This window comes from Methylobacterium sp. BTF04, assembly GCF_010692745.1.
Lineage (GTDB): Bacteria > Pseudomonadota > Alphaproteobacteria > Rhizobiales > Beijerinckiaceae > Methylobacterium.
This window is the reverse complement of the sequence record NZ_JAAHTB010000012.1, coordinates 41,363-67,579: the sequence shown is the minus strand read 5'-3', so window position 1 is coordinate 67,579 and position 26,217 is coordinate 41,363. Positions and strand designations below refer to the sequence as shown.

The 26,217-nt window shown below is 65.8% G+C and carries 24 protein-coding genes; 9 read left to right on the top strand and 15 right to left on the bottom strand.

What is annotated here, in order from left to right; genetic code table 11:
- Positions 1–32: 32 nt before the first annotated feature.
- Complete coding sequence (locus tag G3T14_RS09845) at positions 33–1,205, top strand: M20 aminoacylase family protein (protein WP_163642191.1); 1,173 nt, start codon at positions 33–35, stop codon at positions 1,203–1,205.
- 9 nt (positions 1,206–1,214) lie between these two features.
- Here the strand turns inward: G3T14_RS09845 and truB are convergent, their stop codons facing one another.
- From truB to G3T14_RS09795, 10 genes are all read right to left on the bottom strand, one after another.
- Positions 1,215–2,258, bottom strand: coding sequence for a tRNA pseudouridine(55) synthase TruB (truB, locus tag G3T14_RS09840; RefSeq protein WP_163642189.1), 1,044 nt, complete (start codon positions 2,256–2,258; stop codon positions 1,215–1,217).
- Positions 2,259–2,360: 102 nt separating this feature from the next.
- Entirely contained in the window at positions 2,361–2,792 is a 432-nt protein-coding gene (gene rbfA, locus G3T14_RS09835) for a 30S ribosome-binding factor RbfA (protein ID WP_163642187.1), read from the bottom strand.
- A 153-nt stretch (positions 2,793–2,945) separates the two neighbouring features.
- Positions 2,946–5,888, bottom strand: coding sequence for a translation initiation factor IF-2 (gene infB, locus G3T14_RS09830; protein WP_163642185.1), 2,943 nt, complete (start codon positions 5,886–5,888; stop codon positions 2,946–2,948).
- Positions 5,889–6,707, bottom strand: a complete 819-nt coding sequence (locus G3T14_RS09825) for an RNA-binding protein (RefSeq protein WP_163642183.1) — start codon at positions 6,705–6,707, stop codon at positions 5,889–5,891.
- Between the two features lie 134 nt (positions 6,708–6,841).
- Complete coding sequence (gene nusA, locus G3T14_RS09820) at positions 6,842–8,443, bottom strand: transcription termination factor NusA (protein WP_163642181.1); 1,602 nt, start codon at positions 8,441–8,443, stop codon at positions 6,842–6,844.
- 79 nt (positions 8,444–8,522) lie between these two features.
- Positions 8,523–9,284: a ribosome maturation factor RimP gene (rimP, locus tag G3T14_RS09815; RefSeq protein WP_163642179.1), complete on the bottom strand. Its 762-nt coding sequence runs from the start codon at positions 9,282–9,284 to the stop codon at positions 8,523–8,525.
- 258 nt (positions 9,285–9,542) lie between these two features.
- On the bottom strand, positions 9,543–10,229 hold the full coding sequence (locus tag G3T14_RS09810; RefSeq protein ID WP_163642177.1) for a hypothetical protein: 687 nt from the start codon (positions 10,227–10,229) through the stop codon (positions 9,543–9,545).
- Between the two features lie 421 nt (positions 10,230–10,650).
- Positions 10,651–11,346 (bottom strand): hypothetical protein, encoded by a 696-nt coding sequence (locus tag G3T14_RS09805; RefSeq protein WP_163642175.1) that lies wholly within the window; start codon positions 11,344–11,346, stop codon positions 10,651–10,653.
- Positions 11,343–12,440, bottom strand: a complete 1,098-nt coding sequence (locus tag G3T14_RS09800) for a hypothetical protein (RefSeq protein WP_163642083.1) — start codon at positions 12,438–12,440, stop codon at positions 11,343–11,345. The genes G3T14_RS09805 and G3T14_RS09800 overlap by 4 nt, the downstream gene beginning before the upstream one ends.
- A gap of 187 nt (positions 12,441–12,627) precedes the next feature.
- Positions 12,628–13,659, bottom strand: coding sequence for an aspartate-semialdehyde dehydrogenase (locus G3T14_RS09795; RefSeq protein ID WP_163642173.1), 1,032 nt, complete (start codon positions 13,657–13,659; stop codon positions 12,628–12,630).
- 484 nt (positions 13,660–14,143) lie between these two features.
- On the opposite strand from G3T14_RS09795, the gene G3T14_RS09790 reads away from it, so the two are divergent.
- Positions 14,144–14,527, top strand: coding sequence for a VOC family protein (locus G3T14_RS09790; protein ID WP_163642164.1), 384 nt, complete (start codon positions 14,144–14,146; stop codon positions 14,525–14,527).
- 299 nt (positions 14,528–14,826) lie between these two features.
- On the opposite strand, the gene G3T14_RS09785 is transcribed toward G3T14_RS09790, so the two are convergent.
- Both G3T14_RS09785 and G3T14_RS09780 read right to left on the bottom strand, forming a co-directional pair.
- Positions 14,827–15,342, bottom strand: a complete 516-nt coding sequence (locus G3T14_RS09785) for a hypothetical protein (RefSeq protein WP_163642162.1) — start codon at positions 15,340–15,342, stop codon at positions 14,827–14,829.
- 591 nt (positions 15,343–15,933) lie between these two features.
- Positions 15,934–16,962 carry an LLM class flavin-dependent oxidoreductase gene (locus tag G3T14_RS09780; RefSeq protein ID WP_163642160.1) on the bottom strand — a complete coding sequence of 343 codons (1,029 nt, stop codon included), beginning with the start codon at positions 16,960–16,962 and terminating at the stop codon, positions 15,934–15,936.
- Positions 16,963–17,196: 234 nt separating this feature from the next.
- On the opposite strand from G3T14_RS09780, the gene G3T14_RS09775 reads away from it, so the two are divergent.
- Positions 17,197–18,087 carry a hypothetical protein gene (locus tag G3T14_RS09775; RefSeq protein WP_246733164.1) on the top strand — a complete coding sequence of 297 codons (891 nt, stop codon included), beginning with the start codon at positions 17,197–17,199 and terminating at the stop codon, positions 18,085–18,087.
- 104 nt (positions 18,088–18,191) lie between these two features.
- Complete coding sequence (locus G3T14_RS09770) at positions 18,192–18,599, top strand: hypothetical protein (RefSeq protein WP_163642159.1); 408 nt, start codon at positions 18,192–18,194, stop codon at positions 18,597–18,599.
- 85 nt (positions 18,600–18,684) lie between these two features.
- On the opposite strand, the gene leuB is transcribed toward G3T14_RS09770, so the two are convergent.
- Positions 18,685–19,794, bottom strand: a complete 1,110-nt coding sequence (gene leuB, locus G3T14_RS09765; protein WP_163642157.1) for a 3-isopropylmalate dehydrogenase — start codon at positions 19,792–19,794, stop codon at positions 18,685–18,687.
- 103 nt (positions 19,795–19,897) lie between these two features.
- Positions 19,898–20,860, bottom strand: a complete 963-nt coding sequence (locus G3T14_RS09760; protein WP_163642156.1) for a polyprenyl synthetase family protein — start codon at positions 20,858–20,860, stop codon at positions 19,898–19,900.
- A 189-nt stretch (positions 20,861–21,049) separates the two neighbouring features.
- On the opposite strand from G3T14_RS09760, the gene mtgA reads away from it, so the two are divergent.
- Complete coding sequence (mtgA, locus tag G3T14_RS09755; protein ID WP_246733162.1) at positions 21,050–21,685, top strand: monofunctional biosynthetic peptidoglycan transglycosylase; 636 nt, start codon at positions 21,050–21,052, stop codon at positions 21,683–21,685.
- Between the two features lie 80 nt (positions 21,686–21,765).
- Positions 21,766–22,335 (top strand): hypothetical protein, encoded by a 570-nt coding sequence (locus tag G3T14_RS09750; RefSeq protein WP_163642152.1) that lies wholly within the window; start codon positions 21,766–21,768, stop codon positions 22,333–22,335.
- A 151-nt stretch (positions 22,336–22,486) separates the two neighbouring features.
- On the opposite strand, the gene G3T14_RS09745 is transcribed toward G3T14_RS09750, so the two are convergent.
- Positions 22,487–23,728: an argininosuccinate synthase gene (locus G3T14_RS09745; RefSeq protein WP_163642150.1), complete on the bottom strand. Its 1,242-nt coding sequence runs from the start codon at positions 23,726–23,728 to the stop codon at positions 22,487–22,489.
- A 204-nt stretch (positions 23,729–23,932) separates the two neighbouring features.
- Between G3T14_RS09745 and G3T14_RS09740 the strand changes: the two genes are divergently transcribed.
- The 3 genes from G3T14_RS09740 (at position 23,933) to G3T14_RS09730 (ending at position 26,155) form a co-directional block, all read left to right on the top strand.
- Positions 23,933–24,559 (top strand): 2-hydroxychromene-2-carboxylate isomerase, encoded by a 627-nt coding sequence (locus G3T14_RS09740; RefSeq protein ID WP_163642148.1) that lies wholly within the window; start codon positions 23,933–23,935, stop codon positions 24,557–24,559.
- A gap of 66 nt (positions 24,560–24,625) precedes the next feature.
- Positions 24,626–25,315, top strand: a complete 690-nt coding sequence (locus G3T14_RS09735) for a DsbA family protein (RefSeq protein WP_163642146.1) — start codon at positions 24,626–24,628, stop codon at positions 25,313–25,315.
- Between the two features lie 267 nt (positions 25,316–25,582).
- Positions 25,583–26,155 carry a F0F1 ATP synthase subunit delta gene (locus G3T14_RS09730; RefSeq protein WP_163642144.1) on the top strand — a complete coding sequence of 191 codons (573 nt, stop codon included), beginning with the start codon at positions 25,583–25,585 and terminating at the stop codon, positions 26,153–26,155.
- The last annotated feature ends 62 nt before the right edge of the window (positions 26,156–26,217 follow it).

Genomic DNA, 26,217 nt, shown 5'->3' with positions numbered 1-26,217 from the left:
CCGGAGCCACTGCCGCTCGAAAGATGACCCCGATGCCCGTCCTCGACCGGATCGCAGCCTTCGCCGCCGAGATTGCCGCGTGGCGGCACGATCTCCATGCCCATCCCGAGCTGCAATACGACGTCCACCGCACCGCCGGCTTCGTCGCCGACAAGCTGCGGTCGTTCGGCTGCGACGAGGTCGCCACCGGGATCGGACGGACCGGGGTGGTGGGCATCATCCGGGGCCGCGCCCATGGGTCGAACCGGGCCATCGGCCTGCGCGCCGACATGGACGCCCTGCCGATCCAGGAGGTGCGCGATCTGCCCTACCGCTCGACGATCCCCGGAAAAATGCATGCCTGCGGCCATGACGGTCACACCGCCATGCTGCTCGGTGCCGCCCGGTACCTCACCGAGACCCGCGATTTCGACGGGACGGCGGTGATGATCTTCCAGCCGGCCGAAGAGGGCGGCGGCGGCGGCGAGGCCATGGTGCGCGACGGCATGATGGAGCGTTTCGGCGTCGAGACCGTCTACGGCATGCACAACATTCCGGGACTGGCCCTGGGACAGTTCGCGATTCGTCCCGGCCCGATCATGGCGTCCACCGACCGCTTCACCATCACCATCACCGGAAAGGGCGGCCACGCCGCCCAGCCCCATGCGGCCATCGACAGCGTGCTGGTGGCGAGCCACATCGTCATGGCGCTCCAGACCGTGGTCTCACGCTCGGTCGATCCCCTCGATAGCGCCGTGGTGTCGGTCTGCGCCCTCGATGCCGGGGAAGCCTTCAACGTGCTGCCGCAATGCGTGACCATGCGGGGCACCATGCGGGCCCTGTCGAAGCCGGTCCGCGCGCTGATGCAGGAGCGAATCGCCGCCATCGTCACCCATGTCGCTCAGGGCTTCGGCGCAAAGGCCGAAATCGACTACGCCAGCGGCTATCCGGTCACCGAGAACCATCCGGCCGAGACGGATTTCATCGCCGACGTCGCCGCCTCCCTGGTCGGGGAGGACAAGGTCAATCGCGAAGTCGCGCCGATGATGGCGGCAGAGGATTTCTCCTACATGCTCGCCCACCGGCCCGGCGCCTACATCTTCCTAGGCAACGGCGACAGTGCCGGCCTGCACCATCCCGAATACGACTTTTGCGATGACGCGGCCCCCCTGGGGGCCTCGCTCTGGGCGCGGGTGATCGAGACCGGATTGCCGATGCGCGGCTGAGCCGATCGCTCAGTTCCGCGACGGCGCGGTCCCGCCGAGATGGAACACCCGGTGTGGCACCAACTCGCCACGCTCGACATCACCCACCGCGACCAGAATCCCGTTGCAGGTGGCGAACGCCTTGCCCTCGGTCGGGGCATCCTGGCCACGCAGGAGAACCGGCTGGCCGCGCATCAGGCGCAGGGCCATGTCGCGCGAAACCGCAACGGACGGGATGGCATCGAGCGCCGTATCCACCGGCTGGAGGTTGGCGGCGTTCCCGTCGGGACCGGCCTCTTCCAGGGTGGCGACGACACAGGAAGCCGCCTCGGCGAACGGACCGACGCGGGTCCGGCGCAGGGCGGAGACGTGGCCGTAGCAGCCGAGCATCCGTCCGAGATCGCGCGCGAGCGCCCTGACATAGGTGCCCTTGCCGCACTCCGCCTCGATCACCGTGCGCTCCGGGCTGTGTTCGACCACGGCGAGGTGGTCGATCTGGACCGGGCGCGCCACGAGTTCGACGATCTCACCATCGCGGGCGAGATCGTAGGCGCGCTCGCCCGCGATCTTGATCGCCGAGTAGCGCGGCGGCACCTGCTCGATGGCGCCGATGAAGCTCGGGAGGGCGGCTTCCACCGCCGCACGCTCCGGCCGTGCGTCGCTGGTGGCGACCGGACGACCCTCGGCATCGTCGGTATCCGTCTCGATGCCCCAGGTCACGGTGAAGATGTAGGCCTTGCGGCCATCCATCACGAACGGGACCGTCTTGGTGGCTTCGCCGAGCGCGATCGGCAGGATGCCCGAGGCCAGTGGATCGAGGGTGCCGGCATGGCCGGCCTTCTTGGCGTTGAAGGCGCGCTTCACCAACGCGACCGCATGGGTCGAGGTCATGCCGACGCCCTTGTCGAGGATGACCCAGCCGTTGACGTCGCGGCGCTTGGGCCGATCCGGGCGCGGCGCACCGCGCGGCGGACGGCGACCTTCGGAGTGATGGCTCTCCGACGCGCCGTCGATCCGGTCGACCGGCAAGGGTGCGGCGACCTCGGGACGCTCGATCGTCGGTTCGTTGCTCATGGTGTCCTCGGTCGATGGATCAGCCGCACTCGGGGCCGGGTCCGTTCGGTCTCGTAACGATGGGATGCGGCGGTGTTGCGGTGGCGAAACCCGGATGGCGGCTCAGGCCGCTTCGGGGTCCGATCCGTCGGCATGGTCGGTTTTCTGCGCTTCCAGATCGCGCCGAACCTTGTCGGTGCGCAGCAGCGCGTCGATCCGGTCGGCCTCGTCGAAGGTCTCGTCGCGCAGGAAGCGAAGGTCGGGCGCGAACTTCAGGTTCACCCGCCGGGCGACTTCCTGGCGCAGCACCTTCTTGTTGCGCTCGAGGGCGGCGATCACCGGGGCCTCGTTCTGCCCGCCGAGCGGCATGATGTAGGCCGTGGCGAGCTTGAGGTCGGGCGACATCCGCACCTCCGGCACGGTGATGACGTGCGCACTCAGCACCGCGTCCTGCACGTCGCCGCGCTGAAGCACTTCGGCCAGGGCGTGGCGGACCAGCTCTGCCACCCGCTGCTGGCGGTGCGAAGGGCCGGTGGGATTGGGTTTCTGAGCCATGGGTTCGGGTCGCGCTTCGTGTCGGGTCCGGGTGATCGTCGTCGAGGTCGCGCATCCGTACCGGATACGCGACCGTTGCCCCGGCCGTTCCTCAAAAGAAAACGGCGGCCGCAGCAGGGGCTGCGGCCGCCGCATTCAGGGTCAGGGTTCGGTTCAGAGCGTCCGGCGGATCTCTTCGACCCGGTAGCACTCGATGGTGTCGCCGGCGCGCATGTCCTGGAAGTTCTCGAACGACATGCCGCACTCGTAACCGGACGCCACTTCCTTCGCGTCGTCCTTGAGGCGCTTGAGCTGCGAGAGCTTGCCCTCGTGGATGACCACGCTGTCGCGGATGAGGCGAACATGGGCGCCACGCTGCACGACACCGTCTGTGATGCGGCAACCGGCGATCTTGCCGACCTTCGAGACGTCGAAGATCTGCAGGATCTGCGCTTCGCCCAGACGCTCTTCGCGCAGGGTCGGTGGCAGCATGCCCGAGAGGGTCGCTTTAATGTCATCCACGAGGTCGTAGATGATGTTGTAGTAGCGGATCTCGACGCCCTTGTTCTCGGCCGACTCGCGCGCTTCCTTGTGGGCCCGCACGTTGAAGCCGATGACGACGGCCTTCGAGGCCTCCGCCAGGGTGACGTCCGACTCGGTGATTCCGCCGACGCCCGCGAGCAGGATGCGCGCCGACACTTCGTCGTTGCCGAGCTTCTCCAATGCGCCGGTGATGGCTTCCACCGAACCCTGCACATCGCCCTTGACGACGAGGGCGAGTTCCTTGCGGCCCGCGCCTTCCTTGAGGTCGCGCATCATGTCGACGAGCGAGCGGTTGGCGCCACCGGTACGGGCGGCGATGCGCTCGCGCTTCTGGCGGGCACGATACTCGGTGACCTCACGGGCACGGGCTTCGTTCGGAACCACCGCGACACGGTCGCCCGCATCGGGAGTGCCGTTGAAGCCGAGCACCTCCACCGGCACCGACGGGCCGGCATAGGGAACGTTCTCGCCCTTGTCGTCGATGAGGGCGCGCACGCGGCCCCACTCGGCGCCGGCAACGACGATGTCGCCGGTGAACAGGGTGCCGCGCTGGACCAGCACGGTGGCCACGGGGCCGCGACCGCGATCGAGCTTGGCCTCGATGACCGTACCCTCACCGTCACGCGTCTCGTTGGCGCGCAGGTTGAGGATTTCGGCCTGGAGCTGAAGACCGTCGAGAAGATCCGCCAGACCGTCGCCGGTCTTGGCCGAAACCTCGAACTCGAGGGTCTCGCCGCCCATCGACTCAACCTGGATGTCGTGCTGCAGCAGCTCGGTGCGGACCCGCTGGGGGTTCGCATCGGGCTTGTCGATCTTGTTGATCGCCACGATGAGCGGCACGCCGGCCGCCTTGGCGTGGCTGATCGCCTCCACCGTCTGGGGCATGACGCCGTCATCGGCGGCCACCACGAGCACGACGATATCCGTCACCTTGGCGCCACGGGCACGCATGGAGGTGAAGGCCGCGTGGCCGGGGGTGTCAATGAAGGTGACCATCTCGCCGGACGGCGCAGCGACCTGATAGGCGCCGATATGCTGGGTGATGCCACCGGCTTCCCCGGAGACCACGGTGGTCTTGCGGATCGCGTCGAGCAGCGAAGTCTTGCCGTGGTCGACGTGACCCATGATCGTGACCACCGGGGGACGGGGATCGAGATCCTCCTCCAGGTCCGGCTCGTCGTTGAACAGGCCTTCCTCGACGTCCGACTCCGCGACGCGGCGCACGGTGTGGCCGAGCTCCTCGGCGATGAGCTGCGCGGAATCCGAATCGATCACATCGGTGATCTTGTGGATCTCGCCCTGCTTCATCAGCAGGCGAATGACGTCCACGGCCCGCTCCGACATGCGGTTGGCGAGTTCCTGGATGGTGATCGTCTCGGGGATCGTCACCTCACGCGAGAGTTTCTCTTTCTGCTCGACGTGACGGTTGCCGCTCATCCGCTGCTGACGACGACGGAACGACGCGACGGAGCGCGTACGCTCGTCCTCGCCCGAGGTCGCCGTGGCGATGGTGAGACGTCCACGATTCCGGTCGCCGCCCGGCTGCTTCGGGGTCTTGGGCGGCGTGATGATCTTGAGCGGCATGCCCGGACGACGGATCACGCGCTTCTGCTCGCTCTCCTCCTCGGCAGCCTGCGGACGACCCGGGGCACGGGCCGTGGTCGCGGCGGCACCGGCCGGACGGGCGGCGGTCGCCGCATTCGGCGTCGTCGCCTCCGGCTCGGGAGCCGGGGCGGGGCGGGCCATGAAGTTCAGATCGCGCGGCTTGCGCACGTCCGCCGTGATGGTCTTGCGCGGCTCGGACGGGGTCGGCCGTGCGGTCAGCGGCGGGCGCGCCGCCGGAGCACCAGCGGCGGCAGCGGGAGCAGCCGGACGGGCAGCAGCCGGGGTGGCCGGACGCGGGGCGGGAGCCGGAGCGGTCGTCGTGGTCTTCGTCACCAACGGAGCGGCCGCCATCGGCGCGGTCTTGGAGACCGGCTTGGCCGCCACCGGAGCGGCCGTGGTCGGCTCGGCCTCGGCCGGAGCGGCGGCAGCGGCCTTCGCGGCTTCCTCGGCGGCGAGCTTGCGCGCCGCCTCGGCAGCGGCGAGACGCTCCTGCTCTTCCTTGACGCGGCGTGCCTCGTCCTCGCGCTTGCGGGCCTCCGCGGCCTCACGCTCACGCTGTTCGGCGGCTTCCCGCTCGCGAACCAGTGCGGCTTCGTCCTCGGAGCGCTTGCGGGCTTCCGCCTCGCGGCGCTGGGCATCGGCAAGCGCCGCGGCGCGCGCGTTGCTCTCCTGCTCGCTCAGCGTGCGCAGCACGACGCCCGATGCCGAGCGCTGGGCCGGCCGGGGTGCAGCGGGGGGCGGCGGCGGCGCCACGCGGGTCGCAGGTGCGACCGGTGTCGTCTCGCGCACAGGTGCGGCCGGTGCCGCGCCGATGACACGGCGCTTCACCGTCTCGACCACGACCTGCTTGGAGCGGCCATGGGAGAAGCTCTGACGCACCGTTCCCTGCTCGATCGGGCGCTTCAAGGACAGCGGCTTCGAAGGGGGTCTCGCCTGCGTCTTGTCGCCCGGATTGTTCGTATCGCTCATTCAGTCCAAACCCTGAGGGTTTCCATCGTCCCGTGAACCGGCAAACTGCTGTGCGCCGGGCAAATCCGTCACTTCGTCGTCTTGCAGATCGGAAGCGGTTCGCCTGTTACGGGCTGAACCTGCCTCCTCGGCCGTCGTCGCCAAACCCTCGAAGGAGCGGAGCCGACGCCAACGCGCAAGGCAGCCGGTACTCCCGACTCCTGCGACGAGAGCCGCATGTATCACATGATCCCGACCCAAGGCCATGTCCAATTCTTCGTTGGACAGGTCATCGATGATCGGGACCCGCGATATGGCATCGCCGTAGCGCCGGTGCAATGCCGCAGCGATCTTCCGACGGCCATCTGCACTGCCATCCGACGCCTGAATCACGCCGGCGACGCCCAATTTGTCGCCGATGGCCGATTCCACCTTGGCAAAGCCCGCCACGACGCAGCCGGCCTTGTTGGCGAGCGCCAGCGATTGGCGCAAATCCGCCCGCAGGCCCGCGGCGATTCGATCGGCGAGATCGGCGGGAGCCGCCGCATCCTTGGTCTTGAACGCACGCTGGAACACGCGGCGCTTGAGGGCATCGGCCACCGCGGCGCGGGTCGGGGTCAGCCAAGCGCCGCGACCGGGAAGGCGCGCGCGCAGATCCGGCACCACCTCGCCATCGGGGGACAGCACGAAGCGGATGAGTTTCGAGGGCGGCTGGGCCACCCGCGTGACGAGGCAGGTCCGTTCGGCGCCCGAGCGGCCACGACCGAGCCCGGCATCGAGCGCATCGCTCAAGTCCGGCTCGGGCGCATCGCCGCTCGGGTCTGTCGGATCAGGGACCATGCTGTTGAAAACGTCCTCGCCGGTACTTTGGATCGGGATGGTGGATCGGTGTCTCGATCCGTCTTCTGAAAAGACGAAGGTGAGGGCGAGGCCATCGCCCCGTCCTCACCCATGGGTCTTCACGGAGTCGCGAATCAGGCGGAGGCGGTTTCCTCGGCCTCGCCCTCGGCGATTTCGGGCTCGGTCGGAGCCTCGATCCATCCGGCATGGACACGGGCGGTCATCACCATGGCCTCGGCCTCGGTGCGCGACACCTCGAAGCCGTCGAGATAGCCGGCATGGCGCGTCGCCTCGGGGCCGCGGCCTTCGGTGTAGCCGACGAGATCGTCGGTGGCGCAGCCGGCCAGATCCTCGATGGTCTTCACGTCGTTCTGGCCGAGGGCCACCAGCATCGGGGTGGTGATGCCATCGATCTCGCGCAATTCGTCCTGCACGCCGAGTTCCTGGCGCTTTGCATCGAACTCGGATTCGACGCGGGCGAGGTGGTCCTGCGCACGGGCCTGGATCTCGGTGCCGCTCTCCTCGTCGAGGCCCTGGATGTTGGCGAGTTCGCCGGCCTCGACGTAGGCGATCTCCTCGACGTTGCGGAACCCTTCGGCGGCCAGCAGCTGGCCGACGGTCTCGTCGACGTCGAGGGCTTCCATGAACACGGCGGTGCGCTCGGCGAATTCCTTCTGGCGCCGCTCGGATTCCTCGGCCTCGGTCAGGATGTCGATGTCCCAGCCGGTGAGCTGCGAGGCGAGGCGCACGTTCTGGCCGCGGCGGCCGATGGCCAGCGAAAGCTGGTCGTCGGGCACCACCACCTCGATGCGGTCGGCTTCCTCGTCGAGCACCACCTTGACGACTTCCGCCGGCTGCAGCGCGTTGACGATGAAGGTCGCCTGATCCTCGGACCACGGGATGATGTCGATCTTCTCGCCCTGGAGCTCGCCGACCACCGCCTGGACGCGCGAGCCGCGCATGCCGACGCAGGCACCGACGGGATCGATCGAGCCATCGCGGGAAATCACCGCGATCTTGGCGCGCGAGCCCGGATCACGGGCCACGGCCTTCACCTCGACGATACCGTCGTAGATCTCGGGCACTTCCTGGCCGAACAGCTTGGCCATGAATTGCGGATGCGAGCGCGACAGGAAGATCTGCGGTCCGCGCACTTCGCGGCGCACGTCGAACAGGTAGGTGCGGATGCGGTCGCCCGGACGGAAGGTCTCGCGCGGGATCATCTCGTCGCGGCGCACGATGCCCTCGCCACGGCCGAGATCGACGATGACGTTGCCGTACTCGACGCGCTTGACGAGGCCGTTGACGATCTCGCCGATGCGGTCCTTGTACTCGTCGAACTGCCGGTCGCGCTCGGCGTCGCGCACCTTCTGGACGATGACCTGCTTGGCCGATTGGGCAGCGACGCGGCCGAAATCGAACGGCGGCAGGGTGTCGGAGATCACGTCGCCGACGAGGGCGCCGGGGTTGTAGCGCCGGGCTTGGTCGAGGGTGACCTCGCGGGCGTCGTTCTCGACCTGGTCCACCACCACGAGGTGGCGTGACAGGCGGAGCGCCCCGGTCTTCGGGTCGATCTCGGCATGGACGTCGGTCTCGGCGCCGTAGCGCGAGCGAGCGGCCTTGGCGATGGCCTCTTCCATGGCGTCGATGACGATGGAGCGGTCGATCACCTTTTCGCGGGCGACCGCTTCGGCGATCTGCAGGAGTTCGAGCCTGTTGGCGCTGACGACGGCCATCGGTTTTCGTCCTTCTCTTCGTCGTGAGACTTTTTCGAGTCGCTCTGCGCCGCAGCGGCGCGGGACCGACCTGGCGTTTTTAGTGGAGCTTGCCGTCTTCCTTCACCCGGACCGCCTTGGTGCGGATGGGCTTGGACTTGTTGGCGAGGCTCGCTTCGGTTTCGATCTTCTCGGGCTTCGGCTTGGCCGAGGCCTTCGGCTTCAGCGGGCGCGAGACCTTCTTCTTCAACGGGGGCGCCGGCTCGGCCTCGGGGCCGTCCTCGCTCTCGTCTTCCTCGTCGAGCATCGGCGGAGGTCCGCCGCCGCGGCGCAGGGATTCCCGGACCAGCTCGTCGGTGAGGACGAGGTAGGCATCGCCGAGATCGCGCAACGGCAGGTCGATGCGGCTCGGCAGGCCCGCCTTCACGTCGGGCAGGTCGATCGGCACCGTGACGCCGTCGGGGTTGGGGGCGCGAATGATGCCGCGGAAGCGCTTGCGCCCATCGAGGGGAATCGACATCTCGATCTTGGCCTCGTAGCCGGCCCAGCGCTCGAAATCGATCGCCCGCACCAGCGGCCGGTCGATGCCCGGCGACGACATTTCGAGGTAGTACGGCTTGCCGATGGGGTCGTCGAGGTCGAGGAGCGGCGAGATCGCCCGGCTCACCGTCTCGCAATCGTCCACCGACATGGTGCCGTCCGGCCGCTCGGCCATGATCTGCACGGTGCAGCCATTGGCGCTCGACACCCGCACCCGGACCACACGGAAGCCCAGGCCTTCGATGGAGGCCTCGATGACCTGGACGACCCGCGCGGCGACGCCGGTCTCGGTGATCAGACGTTTTTCGGGAGTGTCCGCCATGCTGCGCTTTGAGTCCGCCTTCACGTGAAGTGATCCGGTGCGGGGCATTGCGGCAATAAAAAAGAGCGGACCCGGTGGGGCCCACTCCCGAACCGCAGCCTCATGACTGCAACCAGAACTGATGATCTCTAGGTAAGCCTGTCGCGGGCGGGTTTCAAGCGTTTTCGTGTTGACCGACGTGCCGCGCTTCGAACGTCGCGCAGCCCGTGCCGGGTCATCCGTGCACCGGTTTTCTCCGCGCGTTCGGCGGAGCCTAGCTCAGGCCGGCTGATTTTCCAAAGGGAACGGCGTCGGTTGCCAGTAGTCCTCGATCTTGTAGTTCCTGGCCGATTCTCGCTCCCAGTGATGCAGGAGAGTCGCCAGAGCGGCGCGGTCATCGGCCATCAGATGATGCCCGAGCAGCGTCAACCGTTCGGCAACGTCGCGCCTGACCGTGTTCGATGCGCCGGCGATGTCGAGATAGTGCGGCTCGATCCGCGCAAATGTGCGGCGTGCGCGGTCGAGATCGCCCAGAGCCACCTCGACGACGACCGCGAATTCATCGGAGGCGAGAAGCGGCGGGATGCAACACGTGCTCAGCTTCAACTCATAATACTCTGCGAGTGAGGTCAGTCCCCTCAGAAAAGGTAAGGCGTCCGCTTCCACCACCTCGATGAATTCGCGGGCCGCAACCGGATCGGAGTGAAACCAGCCGCCTGGCAGGCCCGTACGCCGTGCCAGCCAACGCCCAGATTCCTTCGGGACGATGTTATGCCACCAATCGAAGAGATGAAAAACGACGAGCCGTGGACTGTAGAAATCTTTCGTCAACGTTCGATCGATGTAAATTCCTTTATAAAGATGCCCAACTGGCTTTAGCGCTATAAATGGGCCGCGCAGAAATAAATCGGGATTTCGTGATGCGACGGATTTGAAAAGGGTCTTTATCTCTCTCGCATCTGTCATGTGCTCAATCCGAATTGGTTAATTGCACGCGAGTCTAGAAGCCGTCGATGTGCTCCGCCCGACAAGTTCGCAGGAGTTCCACTCCCTTATCGTTCGGACATTGCTACGGATTTTAAAGACTATACTCGAATCAGCGACGTTGAGAACGGAATGGCGTTGATCACAGCTTAGCGATGTATCGCCGTGGCTAGAGAATGACCGGATCTGGATTCCATCCGAAACAACGGCGTTTTCTTCGAGCAAGCGGACGCCTGATAAAGTTCGACTATTCTTGACCCGCCGTCCCCCATCGCTCTGGCCGGCCGGCGCCCGTGGCTGATCGGGGCTGTACTTGCGCGGCAACTGACGGACGCGAACTCCCGAACCGCAGCTTCATGACTGCAACCAGTGCTGATTCGGGACGCGATCGAGGTAACGGGCGTCAGCGAACGCCCTCCAGCGGAAACGCAGTCCGCAGCCAGTACGGCTCCACGGGGCTCCCGACGAGGATTTCCGCCTCCCATTGCGCCAGCAGGGCGCAAAGTGCTTCGCGGTCCCCGGACCGCAGCGGCCTTTCGAGCGCGCGAAGGCGCATTTCAACGAACTGTTCCGCTGGGTTTTCGTAAGTCCGCTCCGCGACGTCGCTCCGTCTCAGCTCGGACCAAAGCTCCTGCGCCCTTTCGATCTCGCCGAGCGCGATGCAGGCACCCAGATGCCAATGATGATTCAGATAACCGCTTCGCTGCGGGTCGCTGCGCTGGAATTCGAGACACTTGCGCGTCGTGTCCAGGGACCGGAGCAACGGCAACGCGTCCGCCTCGACGCGATCGACGAAATCCTCGTAGATCGTCGGATCGGACCAATACCAGCCTCTTCCGCCCGGGAAATGCTCGGACCGGGAAACGTCACCGCCGCAGCGTCCCAGGCCGTACCATGATCTGGCATCAGGCATGAATAGTTCGACGACATGCCAGCTGACGACACAACAGTCTGGGTTGGACGTTCGATCGATCAAGATCTTCCGCCCGACGTGATCGATCGGTGCGAGCCATAAAGTCTTCCGTCCGGAATCCACGAGATCGGGGTTGCGCGCGAGAAGCGGCGCGGACAGGCCTTTGATCTGTCGGGCGGTCGTCATGGTCGGGGCCGAACCTGAATCATGATGATACCTCGCGAGGTGGGGAAATGTCGCTTGGCGGCTCTGGCCAAGACGAGGGCTCGTTCCCAGTAAAGTCCTGCTAGACTTGTCTTGGGATCGTACACGCAGACCATCTGATCTGGCCCCAGCTCATAGATATCGAGTCGCGCCGAATTTGGGTTGCCGTAATCTGCTATTTTTCCAGTTGTTTTGTCCAGAGAAAACTCAACCTTGATTTCGGGGTAGTTCCGCTTGCGGAATGTCTCAGCAATATCGAAATGAATGACACTTCCGAGCGCCCTCTTGTTGAGATTTGGGTTCAGTGCCGTCAGCCGCTTTGTGGCCTCATCTGTCACGGCTTGGACTTCCTGGTGGTGCGGACACACTTGGTCGAGTGTCGCGTTATCGACTCGGCCAACCCAGACGGTCGGAAATTCCATCTTTTCTGCTGGATCGAAATCAAAACGGAGCGCTTCGGTGCCGGGATCCTCGCCGAATTTCGGACCTTTCCCAGCCAGGACGGTGAAGAGCAGCAGCGCTGCTTCGATCGTGGCCTTGATGACCGGCGGGACGACGACCGTTCCCGGCAGAAAGGCCGGCTGGACAGTCGCATCAGCCTCGATGCCCGACGGCCTGAACGTACTGCGCGACAGCACCTCGCCCGTCTGCCCGTCACGGATCGTCTGGAGGGGCCCTGAATTCTCGAAGACCCGGATCTCCCCATCCGGCGTGGTGACCCTGTGGTGTTCGTCCCACTCGCCAGGTCCGGAGCGGACCCGGATGGACAGAACTTCGCCGCCGCCTGCCAACAGCGTGCGCTGCACGGCCGAATCACCGTCCACAAGGGAAGCCCATTGCCCGCGGCCACCGGCGATTCGCGCAAGCGACCCGCCGTCCGAACCGCCTCCCGGCGAGACCCACTGCCCCCCATCGCTCTGGCCGGCTGGTACGCGAAGCTGATCGGGGCTGTACTTGCGCAGCAGGTGACGGACCCGGACCAGCTTCGTTTCCGCCGACAGCAGCGCCAGGAGGTGGCGCATCGCGGCGATGTCATGCGCCGTTGCGGCAACGCTGCGGCGGTCGGGCTCTGACATCGGGGTCTCCTACGTTCACGTTCTGTTCCATTGACGGATACGGGAATATAGGAAAAAATTCAAGATAAATGCGCGCCGGCACCCTTACGGCGCGGAGGGTCCCGAACGCAAAACGCCGCCCCGCGAGCGGGACGGCGTCGATTGTCGGACAGGGCCCCGGTCCGATGCGGACAGGGGGCGAGCTGCCTCAGGCGGCGGACCGGCGCTTCAGTAGCTTGCGGTTCACCAGCATCTCGGCGATCTGCACGGTGTTGAGCGCGGCGCCCTTGCGCAGGTTGTCGGCGACGCACCAGAACGACAGGCCGTTCTCCACGGTAGAATCCTCGCGGATGCGCGAAACGTAGGTGGCATCCTCGCCCGCCGCCTCGTGCGGGGTCATGTAGCCGCCGGGCTCGCGCTTATCGACCACCAGGATGCCCGGCGCCGAGCGCAGGATCGCGGTGGCCTGCTCGGCGGTCATCGGCTCCTCGAACTCGACATTCACCGCCTCGGCATGGCCGATGAACACCGGCACGCGCACGCAGGTGGCCGTGAGCTTGATCTTGGGATCGAGCATCTTCTTGGTCTCGGCGACCATCTTCCACTCTTCCTTGGTGGAGCCGTCGTCGAGGAACACGTCGATCTGCGGGATCACGTTGAAGGCGATGCGCTTGGGAAACTTCTCCATGGTCATCTGTCCGGCGGTGAAGACCGAGCGGGTCTGCTGGAACAGCTCGTCCATGGCGTCCTTGCCGGCGCCGGACACCGACTGATAGGTCGCCACCACCACGCGCTTGATCCGGGAGACGTCGTGGAGAGGCTTCAGCGCCACTACCAACTGCGCCGTCGAGCAGTTCGGGTTGGCGATGATGTTGAGCTTGGAGAAGCCCACGATCGCCTCGGGGTTCACCTCCGGCACGATCAGCGGCACGTCCTGATGGTAGCGGAACGCCGACGAGTTATCGATCACGACGCAGCCGGCCTGGCCGATGCGCGGCGACCATTCCTTCGAAATCTCGCCGCCCGCCGACATCAGGCAGATGTCGGTGTCGGAGAAATCGTAGGAATCGAGCGCCTTCACCTTCAGGATCGCGTCGCCGAAGGAGACTTCCTGACCCATGGAGCGGCGCGAGGCGAGCGCCACCACCTCGTCGGCGGGGAATGCCCGCTCGGCCAGGATGTCGAGCATCTCGCGGCCCACATTGCCCGTCGCGCCGACGACGGCGACCTTGTAACCCATGTCTCACCACTCCGCTTGGGCGCGCCAGGGCCGGAGTGGCGCGCGGTGTTCGCGGCGTCCTTCGGTCCCGCGCGTCCGGTTAGGGCCCCTCCTGCCCGGCACCGCTCCCCGTGAAAAGGACGGCGGCCTGTCGGCGAAGCAGGGATTGCGGACCGCGACACGCGGCACGCCCCGTCATCCACGGCGCAGACGGCGACGCGGATCGATTGAAGGGCGGGAGCAAGACGCCGAGGCTCGTTTGCTGTCAAGTGCACGCGGCGCGCAGCAGTGGGTCGGTTTGAAATCCAGGGCCCCCGGTTCTCGCCCCACCCTTGCTGTCGAGGGAGGGCCATGAGGACGTCAATCTCAGCCAGTGGTCGAAATCTGATGCTTGGTCCCTACACGCGCAGCGGGTCCGCGAGGCGGTGGAAGGCAGAGGCCGGGGTGACTAGAGAACCCGTTCCATACTTCTGATTTGAGCACGACCCCGTGTTACCCTCCCGCCATGCTTGAGACCCCGACCGTCGGCGCTTTCGCCATTGTACCCAATAACGACTTGCAAGCCGCCATCCCGTTCTGGGAGCGTCTGGGCTTCACGCGCGCAGGTGGCGAAAGCAACTATATCATCATGGCCGGCTGGGGCTGCGAGGTTCACCTGACTCAAGCAGAGGACGGTCCCTGGTCAGTGCCAGCAGCGCACAACCCGTTCGGCATTTTCATCCGCACCCCTGACGTCGAAACCATCGCCGCACGGGTAGACGATCTGATCATCCGCCCCGGCGGCATCCTTTGTCACCGCGAATGGGGCCTCTATGAGTTCGGTGTATCCGGGCCCGATGGCCTTCTCGTCCGCGTGGGCTGGCCCTCACGGCTGATGCAAAAGTCCTGAATTCACAGTTTTTGCTGAAGGTCGAACCCGCACGCTGCCAGCGGGTACTCAGTGTCGGACTTTCTTCACTGGTGCGGGGATTCGCGCAGGACCTCGGGCTCGGATAGTGCCTTTTAAGCGCGTCCAGATAATTCGGTAGCCCACCTGCTGCGTATCATCGGCATAGTCATAGTGCCCCAATTACAGCATTATCGTTAGTCACGTGGGTGGGAGCTGGGTGAGCGACTTCATCAAACGCTCTAAAATGAGTTTAGGTCATCAAAAAATCTAATACAAACCCCGCCAGAGCGGAATTTATATTAGGCAGCTGCATCGCAGTACGAATTCTTCTCAGATAAAATACGGCTTTCGAGATCGTAGTTCATAGATCTTACAAATCGAGCCTGGGTACATATTTCTTCAGCAACAGTTCCTTTAACGTAAAGCCAAGACGCCACGTCAGCCCAATCCCACAGGGCATGGTTCGAAGTGAGGCAGGCCACAGGGCACGGAAAGTCCTCGCGGCGATCACCCTTTGCATAAAGCGAGATAGCCGCCTTGGTCAGGCCAGATCGTTTTGCGATATCAGCCAAGCTGACGAGGTGGTCAGGTTCGACGCGTAGCACGCAAGCGCCTGCGGCTTCGATGTTCGCAATTGCGCTTTTGACGGCGGCACCAAACGAAGCTTGCTCTCGGGTAAAGTCGAGTAGGATCACGCCTTTTTGAAAGGAAATGGTCGCGTCATCGCAGCCCGCCTCGAAGAAACGATTTTCGAAATCGTCAGCGAAGGGGTCCAGCCCAGATGCTATGATCGTGAACTCAAACGCCTTCATCATCAGGCTCCTCACCGCAGTGGTTACAGCGCATGACGGCGCGCGCGATATCGTTAGCGTGCGCGGTCGGGTGTTTTGGAGTGGACCAGACAGAAATCCGACAACCGTCGCGATCGTTATGAGGGCACCACAGGCGACCCCAGGCATGGCCTGACACTTTGGTCCAGGTCCAACCAGCACTTATCGCGGCATCGACAGCGGCTTCTATCTCCTTGTTTGGGTGACGGGGCCTTGCTCCCATCAGCGAAGCCAATGTACACCGCTGTTAACGACTGTCAACACCCCTACGGTCCCTTCTCGCTGCGCCGCTGGATGCGCCGCCAATGTTCGATCAAAAAAGCACTCGCTGTCGTCGCCGAGGTTTGAAGACTTTTTACCGAAGCTATATTTGCTGGCGGCCTCCGCAGCGGCCTCTACCATCGCCGCTATGTCTTCCATCTCCGAGGCCTATCAGACGCGCCAGCGACCATAGCTGCACTCACCTGGTGCTTCTTCACGAAGTTGTACCAGACCAGGTAGAGCGCGAACATGTCGGCATCGCTGGTCGACGTCTATGTTGCCAAATACAGACTTTCGCCGCCGCCGAACCGGTGATCAGGCCACCCGCAACGCCACCGGCTCCGCCGCCTCCGGCCGGTGCAGATCCCGTCCAATCTCGGCAAGGAGCGCATAGGAGTGCACCCGTGCGGCGTGGTCGTGGATCGCCGAGGCCACCAACAGCTCGTCGGCGCCGGTTTCTGCGAGGAAGGCCTGAAGGCCGCGCTTCACCGTCTCGCGGGACCCGACGAACGAGCGTTTCAGCATGGCGGAGGCCTGGGCTTTCTCGGCGGGCGACCAGTAGGTCTCGATGTCGTCGAGGGGCGGCCGCAGCAGGCCGCGGGTGCCGCGAAACAGATTGGTGAATTGCTGCTGGGCCGAGGTGAACAGGCGGCGGGCCTCCGCATCGGTCTCGGCGACGACGACGTTCACCCCCACCATGGCGTGCGGGACCTCAGCCTGAGCCGAGGGCGCGAAGCGCGCGCGGTAGGTGGTGAGCGCCGACAGCAATGCGTCGGGCGCGAAATGCGAGGCGAACGCATAGGGCAGCCCGAGCATGGCTGCGAGTTGTGCGCCGAACAGGCTCGATCCGAGAATCCACAGCGGCACCTTCAGGCCGGTCCCCGGCACCGCCTGGATCGCCTGACCCGGCTGCAGGTCTCCGAACAGGGCCTGCAGTTCGAGGACATCCTGCGGGAAGGTGTCGGCGGTGTCGGGGACGCGGCGGAGCGCCCGCATCGTCCGCTGGTCGGTTCCAGGCGCGCGCCCGAGCCCGAGGTCGATCCGGCCGGGAAACAGGGTCTCCAGGGTGCCGAACTGTTCGGCGATGACCAGCGGCGCGTGGTTGGGCAGCATGATCCCACCCGCTCCGACCCGAATGGTCCGCGTGCCGGCGGCGACATGGCCGATCACCACTGCCGTGGCGGCGCTGGCGATGCCGACCATGTTGTGGTGCTCGGCGAGCCAATAACGCTGGTAGCCGAGCGCTTCGGCGTTCCGGGCGAGGTCGAGGGTGTTGCGCAGGGCGTCCGCCGGCGTGAAGCCGTGCGGCACCAGGGCGAGATCGAGGACCGACAGAGGCACCATGGCGCGATTGAGACTCCCGAGCGCCGGCCCAGGCCGCCGCTGACCGAGAGATCGCGTCGCACCGGCTCCACCGCAAGCGCGCCGGAGGTATGCCGCCAGCGCATGAGTGTGGAGCCGCGAGCAACGAACGCTTTACCCTGATGGCCGAAAGCCGGGCCGATCTCCGCCATCGAAACCGGATGGTGCCGCCGCCCCTGCGAGGATCGTGCGCTAGTAGGAGCGCGCAATCCGACGATGGTTTCAGATCCCGACCTCGCTTCAGACGATGCCCGCCCGATCACGGGGCTGCGCCGTGCGCGTCCGTTTCGTCGCCTGCGCGCCCTCGGTCAGGTCGCCGGGGCGGTGGCCCTGATCGCGCTGCTCAGTCTGTTCGCGCGCGAGGCAATGGTCTCGCGTCCGGCTGTGCCGCCTCCCCAGCCGGACACTATCGCGGCAGCGGCCTTCGTGCCGTCGGCCAGTCTCGCCGCACGACCGGTGGTGCCGGTGGCCAGTACCGGGCCGCGGTTTCGCCTCGACGATCCCGAGGGCGGCGATTCGGTGCGGTCCGAGCCGGCCCGGCTCAATCCCGCCACCGGGCGCCGCGAGGACGGTCTGGCGCGCGGCGACTTCGCCGCCATCGAAGCGCCGTATCTGCGCATCACCGTCACGGACGGCGCAGCCTCCGAACCGCCGCCCGGCCTGTTCGTCACCCTTGTCCGGCGCGGCGCCGACGGACCGGGATTGTCGGTGATCAAGACCGGCGAGCGCGGCCGCCTCGATACCAAGTTCGGCCCGGTCGAAACCTTGGAAGCCACCCTGAGCGGAAACGGCCGTCGAATCTGCACCGGCTTCGCGACGCTCGGGGCCGCGGCGATCCGTGTCGACGGATGGTTGTGCGCGCCCCTCGGCCAGCCGCCGGAGCCCCGCGCCATCGCCTGCGCCCTCGACGCGCTGATTCTGAACGGGCCGCCCGCCGCCGGCTTCGAGACCGCCTTCCGGACTGTCGAAACGCGGCGCGATCCAGGTTGCGCCACGGCCGCCGGTGCGATGCCGCGCGAGATCGGCGGCCAGACCGGATCGATCGACAAGCGCCGCGCACGAAAAATTAAGGCCGAACTGCGGCGAACTGCGCAAGCGCGGCCATAATGCGGGAACAACGGCCCCGCTCGCACGTCTTCAATCCATAGGACAGGCCGAGTTTCTTAAGGAAGCCCGGCCTAGAACACTCCGAACTCACACCAAGGTGCGTCATGCGCTCTGCTACGATTGCCCTGATGGGCGCCCTCACCCTCGTCGGCGTTGCTGCCAACACCGGTGCCGAAGCCCAGGGCCGCTATGCCCCCGCCGGCTACCGCGTCAGCCAGCCGCTGCCGATCCGCATTCGCCCGCGTAGCTGGCTCGATGCCGGCAATGTGGTCGAAGCCAACAACGGCTCGGTGAGCAACCCGGCGACGAACCCGCAATTCATCACGGCGAGCTACCTGAACTCGCCGCCCTACGGCCGCAACGATCGTTTTGGCGGTGGCATCCTGTCCGACCCGATCACCAACGGCCCGTTCATTGGCGCCCGGTCGAGTGCCATCCACAATGTCGACTTTTCGGCCGTCGACGCCATCGACCCGACCTCGTATGTGTCGCGTAACGGCAACCCGTACTGATCAACCCAGTGATCTGCAGCGGAACGGGCCCTTCGGGGCCCGTTTTCGTTTCAGTCTTGCGTCACTGTTGCATCGCCGCGGTGGCTCAGGCGGTGGCCTGTTCGAGTTCGCGCACGATGGCATCGCCCATGGCATCGGTGCTGATCACCTCCATGCCGTCGGAAGCGATGTCTCGGGTCCGAATGCCGGCGGCCAAGGTGCGGGTGATCGCGGAATCGACGAGATCGGCAGCGTCACCGAGCCCGAACGAATACCGTAGGCACATCGCCAGAGAGCCGATCATCGCGATGGGGTTGGCATAGCCCTTACCGGCGATATCGGGGGCCGAGCCGTGCACCGGCTCGTAGAGCGCCTTGCGCGAACCCTTCGCATCAACCGCGCCGAGTGATGCCGAAGGCAGCATTCCGAGAGAGCCGGTGAGCATCGCGGCCACGTCGGACAGCACATCGCCGAACAGGTTGTCGGTCACCAGCACGTCGAATTGCTTGGGGCGGCGGACCAGCTGCATCGCGCAATTGTCGGCGAGCACGTGTTCGAGAGCGACATCGCTGTAATGCGCGGCGTGGACGTCCGTGACCACTTCCTTCCACAGCACCCCGGACTTCATGACGTTGTGCTTTTCGGCCGAGGCGACCCGGCCCGAACGTTTGCGCGCGAGATCGAAGGCCACATGGGCGATCCGCTCGATCTCCCCGGTGGTGTACACCTGGGTGTCCACGGCGCGCTTGGTGCCGTCGGGCAGGGTGGTGATCTCCTTGGGCTCGCCGAAATAGACGCCGCCGGTGAGCTCGCGCACGATCATGATGTCGAGACCCTCGACCAGTTCGCGCTTGAGGGCCGAGGCGTCGGCAAGCGCCGGGTAGCAGATCGCCGGGCGCAGATTCGCGAACAGTCCCAGATCCTTACGCAGGCGCAGCAGCCCGGCCTCGGGACGGATCTCGTAAGCGACGTCCGCCCATTTCGGGCCGCCGACCGCCCCGAGCAGGATCGCGTCCGCGGCATCCGCCCGCGCCAGGGCCGCATCGGTGAGCGGCACACCGTGCGCATCGATGGCACAGCCGCCGACGAGGTCGTGCTCGGTCTCGAAATGCGCGAGACCGGCTTCCGCGAGCGCGCCGATCACCTTCTCGACCTGAACCATCACCTCGGGGCCGATTCCGTCGCCGGGCAGGAGGAGAAGCTTATAGGTGGTCATGGGATCAACTCGTTTAGGTTTCGCGTCCGAGCGGACACTGTTTATCACGCCGCGCCATCGATATTGAGCTTCGCCCCTCCGCGACAGAGGCGGGGAAGACGTCTCAGACCTTACGCGCCACTGTGAACCGTGCGGCCTCGCGCAGAATCTCGGCCTTGGCACCCCAGGAAGACACCGCCTCGTCACACACGCCCACCAACCGGTCACACTCGGCGCGGGCCCCATCGAGACCGAGACGGTCGACGAGGGTGGCCTTGCCGGCGTCCTTGTCCTTGCCGGTGGCCTTGCCCATGGCCTCCGAAGACGCCTCGCGGTCGAGGATGTCGTCGGCGATCTGGAAGGCTTGTCCCAGCGCGTGGCCGTAGCGCAGCAGCGCCTTGCGCTGGTCGGCGCTCGCACCGCCGACGATGGCGCCGGCCTCCACCGAGAACGCCAGGATCGCGCCGGTCTTCATCGCCTGCAGCTGGAGCGTGTCGTCGACGTCGAGGGAGACCGGGCCGAACCGCCCCTCCGCACCGAGATCGAGGAGCTGCCCGCCGACCATGCCGCCGAGGCCTGAGGCCTTGGCGAGGCCGAGGACGAGGTCGGCCCGGACGGACGGGTCCGGCTGCCAGGTCGAATCGGCCAGGAGCTCGAAGGCGAGGGTCTGGAGCGCGTCGCCGACCAGGATCGCCGTGGCCTCGTCATAGGCCTTGTGCACGGTGGGCTTGCCCCGACGCAGGTCGTCGTCGTCCATGGCCGGCATGTCGTCGTGGACCAGCGAGTAGCAATGCACCAACTCGATCGCCGCGCCGGCGGCGAGCGCCCCGGCTTCCGCGCCGCCGAGCATCCGTGCCGTCTCGATGGCGAGGAACGGGCGCAGACGCTTGCCGCCGCCGAGCACGGCATGGCGCATCGCCTCCATCAGGCGGACCGGCCGCGTGATCTCGCCCGCCTGCGTCTCGGGAGTGAGCCGGTCGGCCAGATAGGCCTCCACCGTGTCGGCTACCGCACCAAGCCTGTGGGAAAACGCATCGCCTGAGGCATCCGCCTTGACCGAAGCGTGTGATCCTTGCGTTGAAGTCATCGTCGGGTGGGCCTTCGGAAGATGATCGTGTCGAGGGCGGGGGAGGTTCGAATTCAGGACAGGGACGAGAGCGCTGAGCGGCCGTTGCGACAAGTCTCGGGCAAGCAGCTCTCCGGGCGACAGGCAACTGTGCCGCGAAGGGCCGAGCGGCGACGTGGGTGGGGTGCGCGCCGGATCGTCGGCCTCGTCATGCTCCTGCCCGTCATCGCACTTGCCTTCATGCTGGTTCTTGCGCTCGTCTATAGCGCGCTGACCCCGCCCTCAACCCTGATGCTCGGACGATGGTTGACGCTGCGGCCCGTGGAGCGGGATCCGGTCGGTCTGTCGGCGATCTCGCCCCACCTCGTCCAGGCGGTGATCGCCTCCGAGGATCAGCGCTATTGCCTGCACAACGGGGTCGATTGGAGCGCGCTGCGCGATGTCGTCGACGATGACGAAGGGCCGAGCCGCGGCGCTTCGACGATCTCGATGCAGACGGTGAAGAACGTCTTCCTGTGGCCCGGCCGCTCGTTCATCCGCAAGGCCTTGGAAATTCCCCTGGCCCTCGTCGCCGATGCGCTCTGGGGCAAGCGCCGGATGATGGAAATTTATCTGAACGTCGCCGAGTGGGGGGATGGGGTGTTCGGGGCCGAGGCCGCCGCACGCCGCTGGTTCGGCAAATCCGCTCGCGACCTGACGCGCGGCGAGGCGGCCCTGCTCGCTGCCGTTCTGCCGAACCCGATCCAGCGCAACCCCGCCTTGCCCTCGCGAGGCGTGCGCGCTGCCGCCGGACGAATCCAGGCGCGGACGAATGGCGTCACCGGCCTGATGGGCTGCTTACGCTGAGGAGCGTGTCGCATCCCGTCGACTCGTGCCATAGAGCCGTTCGAAAAACCCCGGACAGGCACTACGAAGGCGACCACGACTTGGCCAACTCAGCGACTTTCGAACTCACCCTCGAGCGCATCGCGCTGATCCGCCGGATGGTGATCGCCTGGAACCGAGAGGGGAACGGCGCCCCCATCGTCCACCCGGACGCGCCCTACGGCAGCACCGACCGCGATGGCGATATCTTCAATGTCACAGGCGACGATGACGGCGCCGACGAGGAGCATCGCGCCCTCGGCGACGGGCTGGCCGCGTTCTTGGCGAATGCCGTGCTGAAGCCGGGGCGGTACGCCTATCACAACACGCTGGCCAAGCTCGATTCCACAGATGTCGGCGACGTGTTTCGCGACGAGACCACCGGCGAGACGCCCGAGCACGTCACCTTCGACGTGACCGCGGAGCATATCGCACTCGTCCAGTCACTCCAGGTGGTGTGGGATGCCGCCCGCGACATCCCGGCGATCGATATCGCTCATCCGTATGGTGGTGCCACCGAAACACCAACCTTGCACCACGAGATGCAGCCGGCTCTGCAGATCTTCCTGCGGTATGCCGATCTCGGGCCGGGGATGTTTTCACAATCTGGGGACGCCTGGATTGCGGAGTAACTCCAGGCTCGAATCCCTCCCAATTTTCCGACGGAAACGGACAGGACGACCAGAAAACGGTCAACCTTTCCGGATATGACGCTCTCGTTCCCTGACCCTATCGCAAGGGCGACCCTCTCCCATATTGGGGAGAGGGGCTCAGTGATGAGACTTACGCTCCCAGCTTCTTCTTCCGCTGCGCCAGGGTCCGCAGCCGCAACGCGTTGAGCTTGATGAAGCCCGCCGCATCGCGATGGTCGTAGGCCACCGCGCCTTCCTCGAAGGTGACGAGGTCCTGGTCGTAGAGCGAGTACGGGCTCGTGCGGCCGATGACGTGGATGCCGCCCTTGTAGAGCTTCAGCCGCACCTCGCCGGTGACCATCTCCTGGCTCTTGTCGATGAGGGCCTGGAGCATCTCTCGCTCCGGGCTGAACCAGAAGCCGTTGTAGATCAGCTCCGCGTATTGCGGCATGATCTGATCCTTGAGATGCGCCGCACCCCGGTCGAGGGTGATCGACTCGATGGCGCGATGGGCGGGTAACAGGATCGTGCCGCCGGGTGTCTCGTACATGCCGCGGCTCTTCATGCCGACGAAGCGGTTCTCGACCAGATCGAGCCGGCCGATGCCGTTGTCGTGGCCGAGCTCGTTGAGTTTGGCCAACAACGTCGCCGGCGACATCGCAACCCCGTCGATGGACACCGCGTCGCCCTTCTCGAAGCCGATGGTGACGATGGTCGGGGTGTCCGGCGCCTCTTCCGGCGAGAGCGTCCGGGAATAGACATAGTCCGGGACCTCGTCGGCCGGGTCTTCCAGAACTTTGCCCTCCGAGGACGCATGGAGGAGGTTGGCGTCCACCGAGAACGGGCTCTCGCCGCGCTTGTCCTTGGAAATCGGGATTTGGTGCTGCTCGGCGAAGGCGATGAGCTGCTCGCGGCTCTTCAGGTCCCATTCGCGCCACGGGGCAATGACGGTGACGTCGGGCTTGAGCGCGTAGTAGCCGAGCTCGAAACGGACCTGGTCGTTGCCCTTGCCGGTTGCGCCGTGACAGACGGCATCGGCGCCAAGCCGTTCCGCAATCTCGATCTGCTTCTTGGCGATGAGCGGCCGGGCGATGGAGGTGCCGAGGAGATAGACGCCTTCGTAGACGGCATTGGCGCGGAACATCGGGAAAACGTAGTCCCGCACGAATTCCTCGCGCAGATCCTCGATAAAGATGTTCTCGGGTTTGATGCCGAGGAGCTCAGCCTTCTTGCGGGCGGGCTCCAGTTCCTCGCCCTGGCCGAGATCGGCCGTGAAGGTGATGACCTCGCAGCCATAGGTGGTCTGCAGCCACTTCAGGATGATCGAGGTGTCGAGGCCGCCCGAATAGGCGAGGACGACCTTGGTGACGGGCTTCGGGTTCGCGTCGGTCATCGGTCTCGCTTACGTTGGAGCGGCATGGGCGCGGGGTCGATCGCGGCTTACCAGCGGAGCGCCGATCGGTGCAACCGGCATGCCGCGGGCGCGTTCGAACCGGGTGGACGCGGCAACAGGCGGTCTTGCCAGAGCAGGCGGTCTTGCCGGAACCATCGCCAAGGGCGAAGCTTGCCCCTACTCATAATCCCGGAGTTTCGACGTATGCCGCGCCGGCCGACCCTCGAATTCTGGTACGAGTTCGCCTCCACCTATTCCTACCTCTCCGCCATGCGGATCGAGTCGCTGGCGGCCGATGCGGACGTTGAGATTCGGTGGCGTCCGTTCCTCGTCGGTCCGATCTTCGCCGCCCAGGGCTGGAATTCGTCGCCATTCAATCTCTATCCGGCTAAGGGCCGACACATGTGGCGCGACCTGGAGCGCGAGGCCGCCCGCCTCGGGCTCGAGCCTCCGAAGCGGCCCGATCCGTTCCCGCAAAACAGCCTCAGCGCCACCCGTGCGGCCACTTACGGAATGGATCACGACTGGCTCGTGCCGTTCTCGAAAGCGGTCTACGAGGCTGAGTTCGGGCGCGGGCAGTCCATCGCCGAGCCGCCTGCGGTGGTAGCGCTCTTGGACGGGCTCGGTCTCGATGGGACGATCATCCTCAAGCAGGCGGCGGCCGAAACGAACAAGGGACGCCTGCGCGTCAACGGCGAGGAGGCGCGCTCGCGCGGCATCTTCGGTGCACCGACCTTTCTGACCAGCGACGGCGAATTGTTCTGGGGGAACGACCGTCTGGAGCAGGCTCTGGCCTGGGCCGTCGGCGATCGCCCCGGCGCGATGCGGTGAGGCTGGCTTGACGGAGCCGGCGGGTCTAGAACCCGCCCCGTTCCCCATCGTTTGTCAGGCCGCCCCATGAGCATCGACCGCCGTCGTTTCCTCGCGATTTCCGCGGCATCGTCCTTTGGAATGGGCGGCGCCGCGCTCGCCCAGGGCTACGGCCAGGCCTTCAAGGTCGACAACGACGAAGGCCGGCCCATCGCCAACACCCGCCTGCCCGGCGAGATCGTCGGCGAGATTCCCGCTCTGCGCGGGGTCACCTATATCGGGCCGGCGGAAGCCGAGATCACGCTCTACGAGTTTTTCGACTACAACTGCCCCTATTGCCGGAAAGCCGCTGCCGACATGGCGTCGCTCGCGGGCAGCGATTCCGCCTTGCGGATCGGACTTATCAACAACCCGATCCTGTCGCCGCAATCGGCGCAGGCCGCGAAGGTGGCACTCGCGATTCAGCGCAAGCTCGGCTCTGCCGCGGCCTGGACGCTCTATCGCACAATGTTGGCAAAACCCGGCCAGATCGATGGACTCGGCGCCCTGAAGGCAGCGTCGACGCTCGGGGTTCCAGCGGCCGAACTCGAAACCATCGCAGACAGCGACGAGGTCCGCCTCGCTCTCAAGGCGCAGATGCGAATGGCCGCCGATCTCGGGCTCACCGCGACGCCGTCCTACGTGCTGGGCAACACCGGATTGCTGGGGCACCCCGGCCCGAAGGCGCTTGCCCGTATGATCGCCGCCTCGCGGCGCTGTGATCGGATCGCCTGCTGAGGCGCGCTCCCGCGCCTCACCTTCGCCACCGTTTGATCTCACCGAATCTGGCACCGTTCCACGCCGCGTCGCGCAAAGCTTCGCCGCGGGCCTCTTCGTCTTGCGCCCCCCGGACACGCATGCTAGGCCCTCGCCGCGCCGGAAGGGCGGGTTTTTCATGACTCGCGCAGACCGGCACGTTCCCAATCCTGACGGTTTTAGAGCCCACGCCGAATGAGGCGCGACCAGGCCGGAACCCTAAGGCCGGATTTAAAGAGAGAGCGGCGCGTGGCGCAGAACGGTTCCGAGGCGGGTTCCCCGGTTGCAGGCGTAGCGGCACGCTACGCGTCCGCTCTGTTCGAGCTGGCGCGCGACGAGCGCGATGTCGATGGCGTTGCGCAGAGCCTCGAGCGGTTCGACGCGATGCTCAAGGAGAGTGCCGATCTCCGCCGCCTCGTGCGCAGCCCGGTTTTCTCCGGCGCAGAGCAGGAAGCCGCCGTCGGCGCCATCCTCGATAAGGCTGAGATGTCCGGTCTCGGTGCCAATTTCATCCGCTTGGCGGCAGCGAACCGTCGCTTGTTCGCGCTGCCCGACATGATCCGCGCGTTCCGGGTTCTGGTGCGCGAATCGAAGGGCATCGTGCGCGCCGAGGTGAGCGTCGCCGAGCGTCCGTCCGACGCAGTCCTGGAAGAGATCAAGGCCAGCCTGCGCGACGTCGCCCGCGCCGAGATCGATCTCGACCTGCGCATCGACCCGAGCCTGATCGGCGGACTCGTTGTGAAGATCGGCAGTCGCATGGTCGACGCGTCCCTGCGGACCAAGCTCAACGGAATTCGCCTTGCGATGCGGGAAGCCCGGTAACGGCCTCGTCAGGCTCGACCGCTCCCGTTCCAGACCCCATTCATTCTTAAAACGACAAGAGG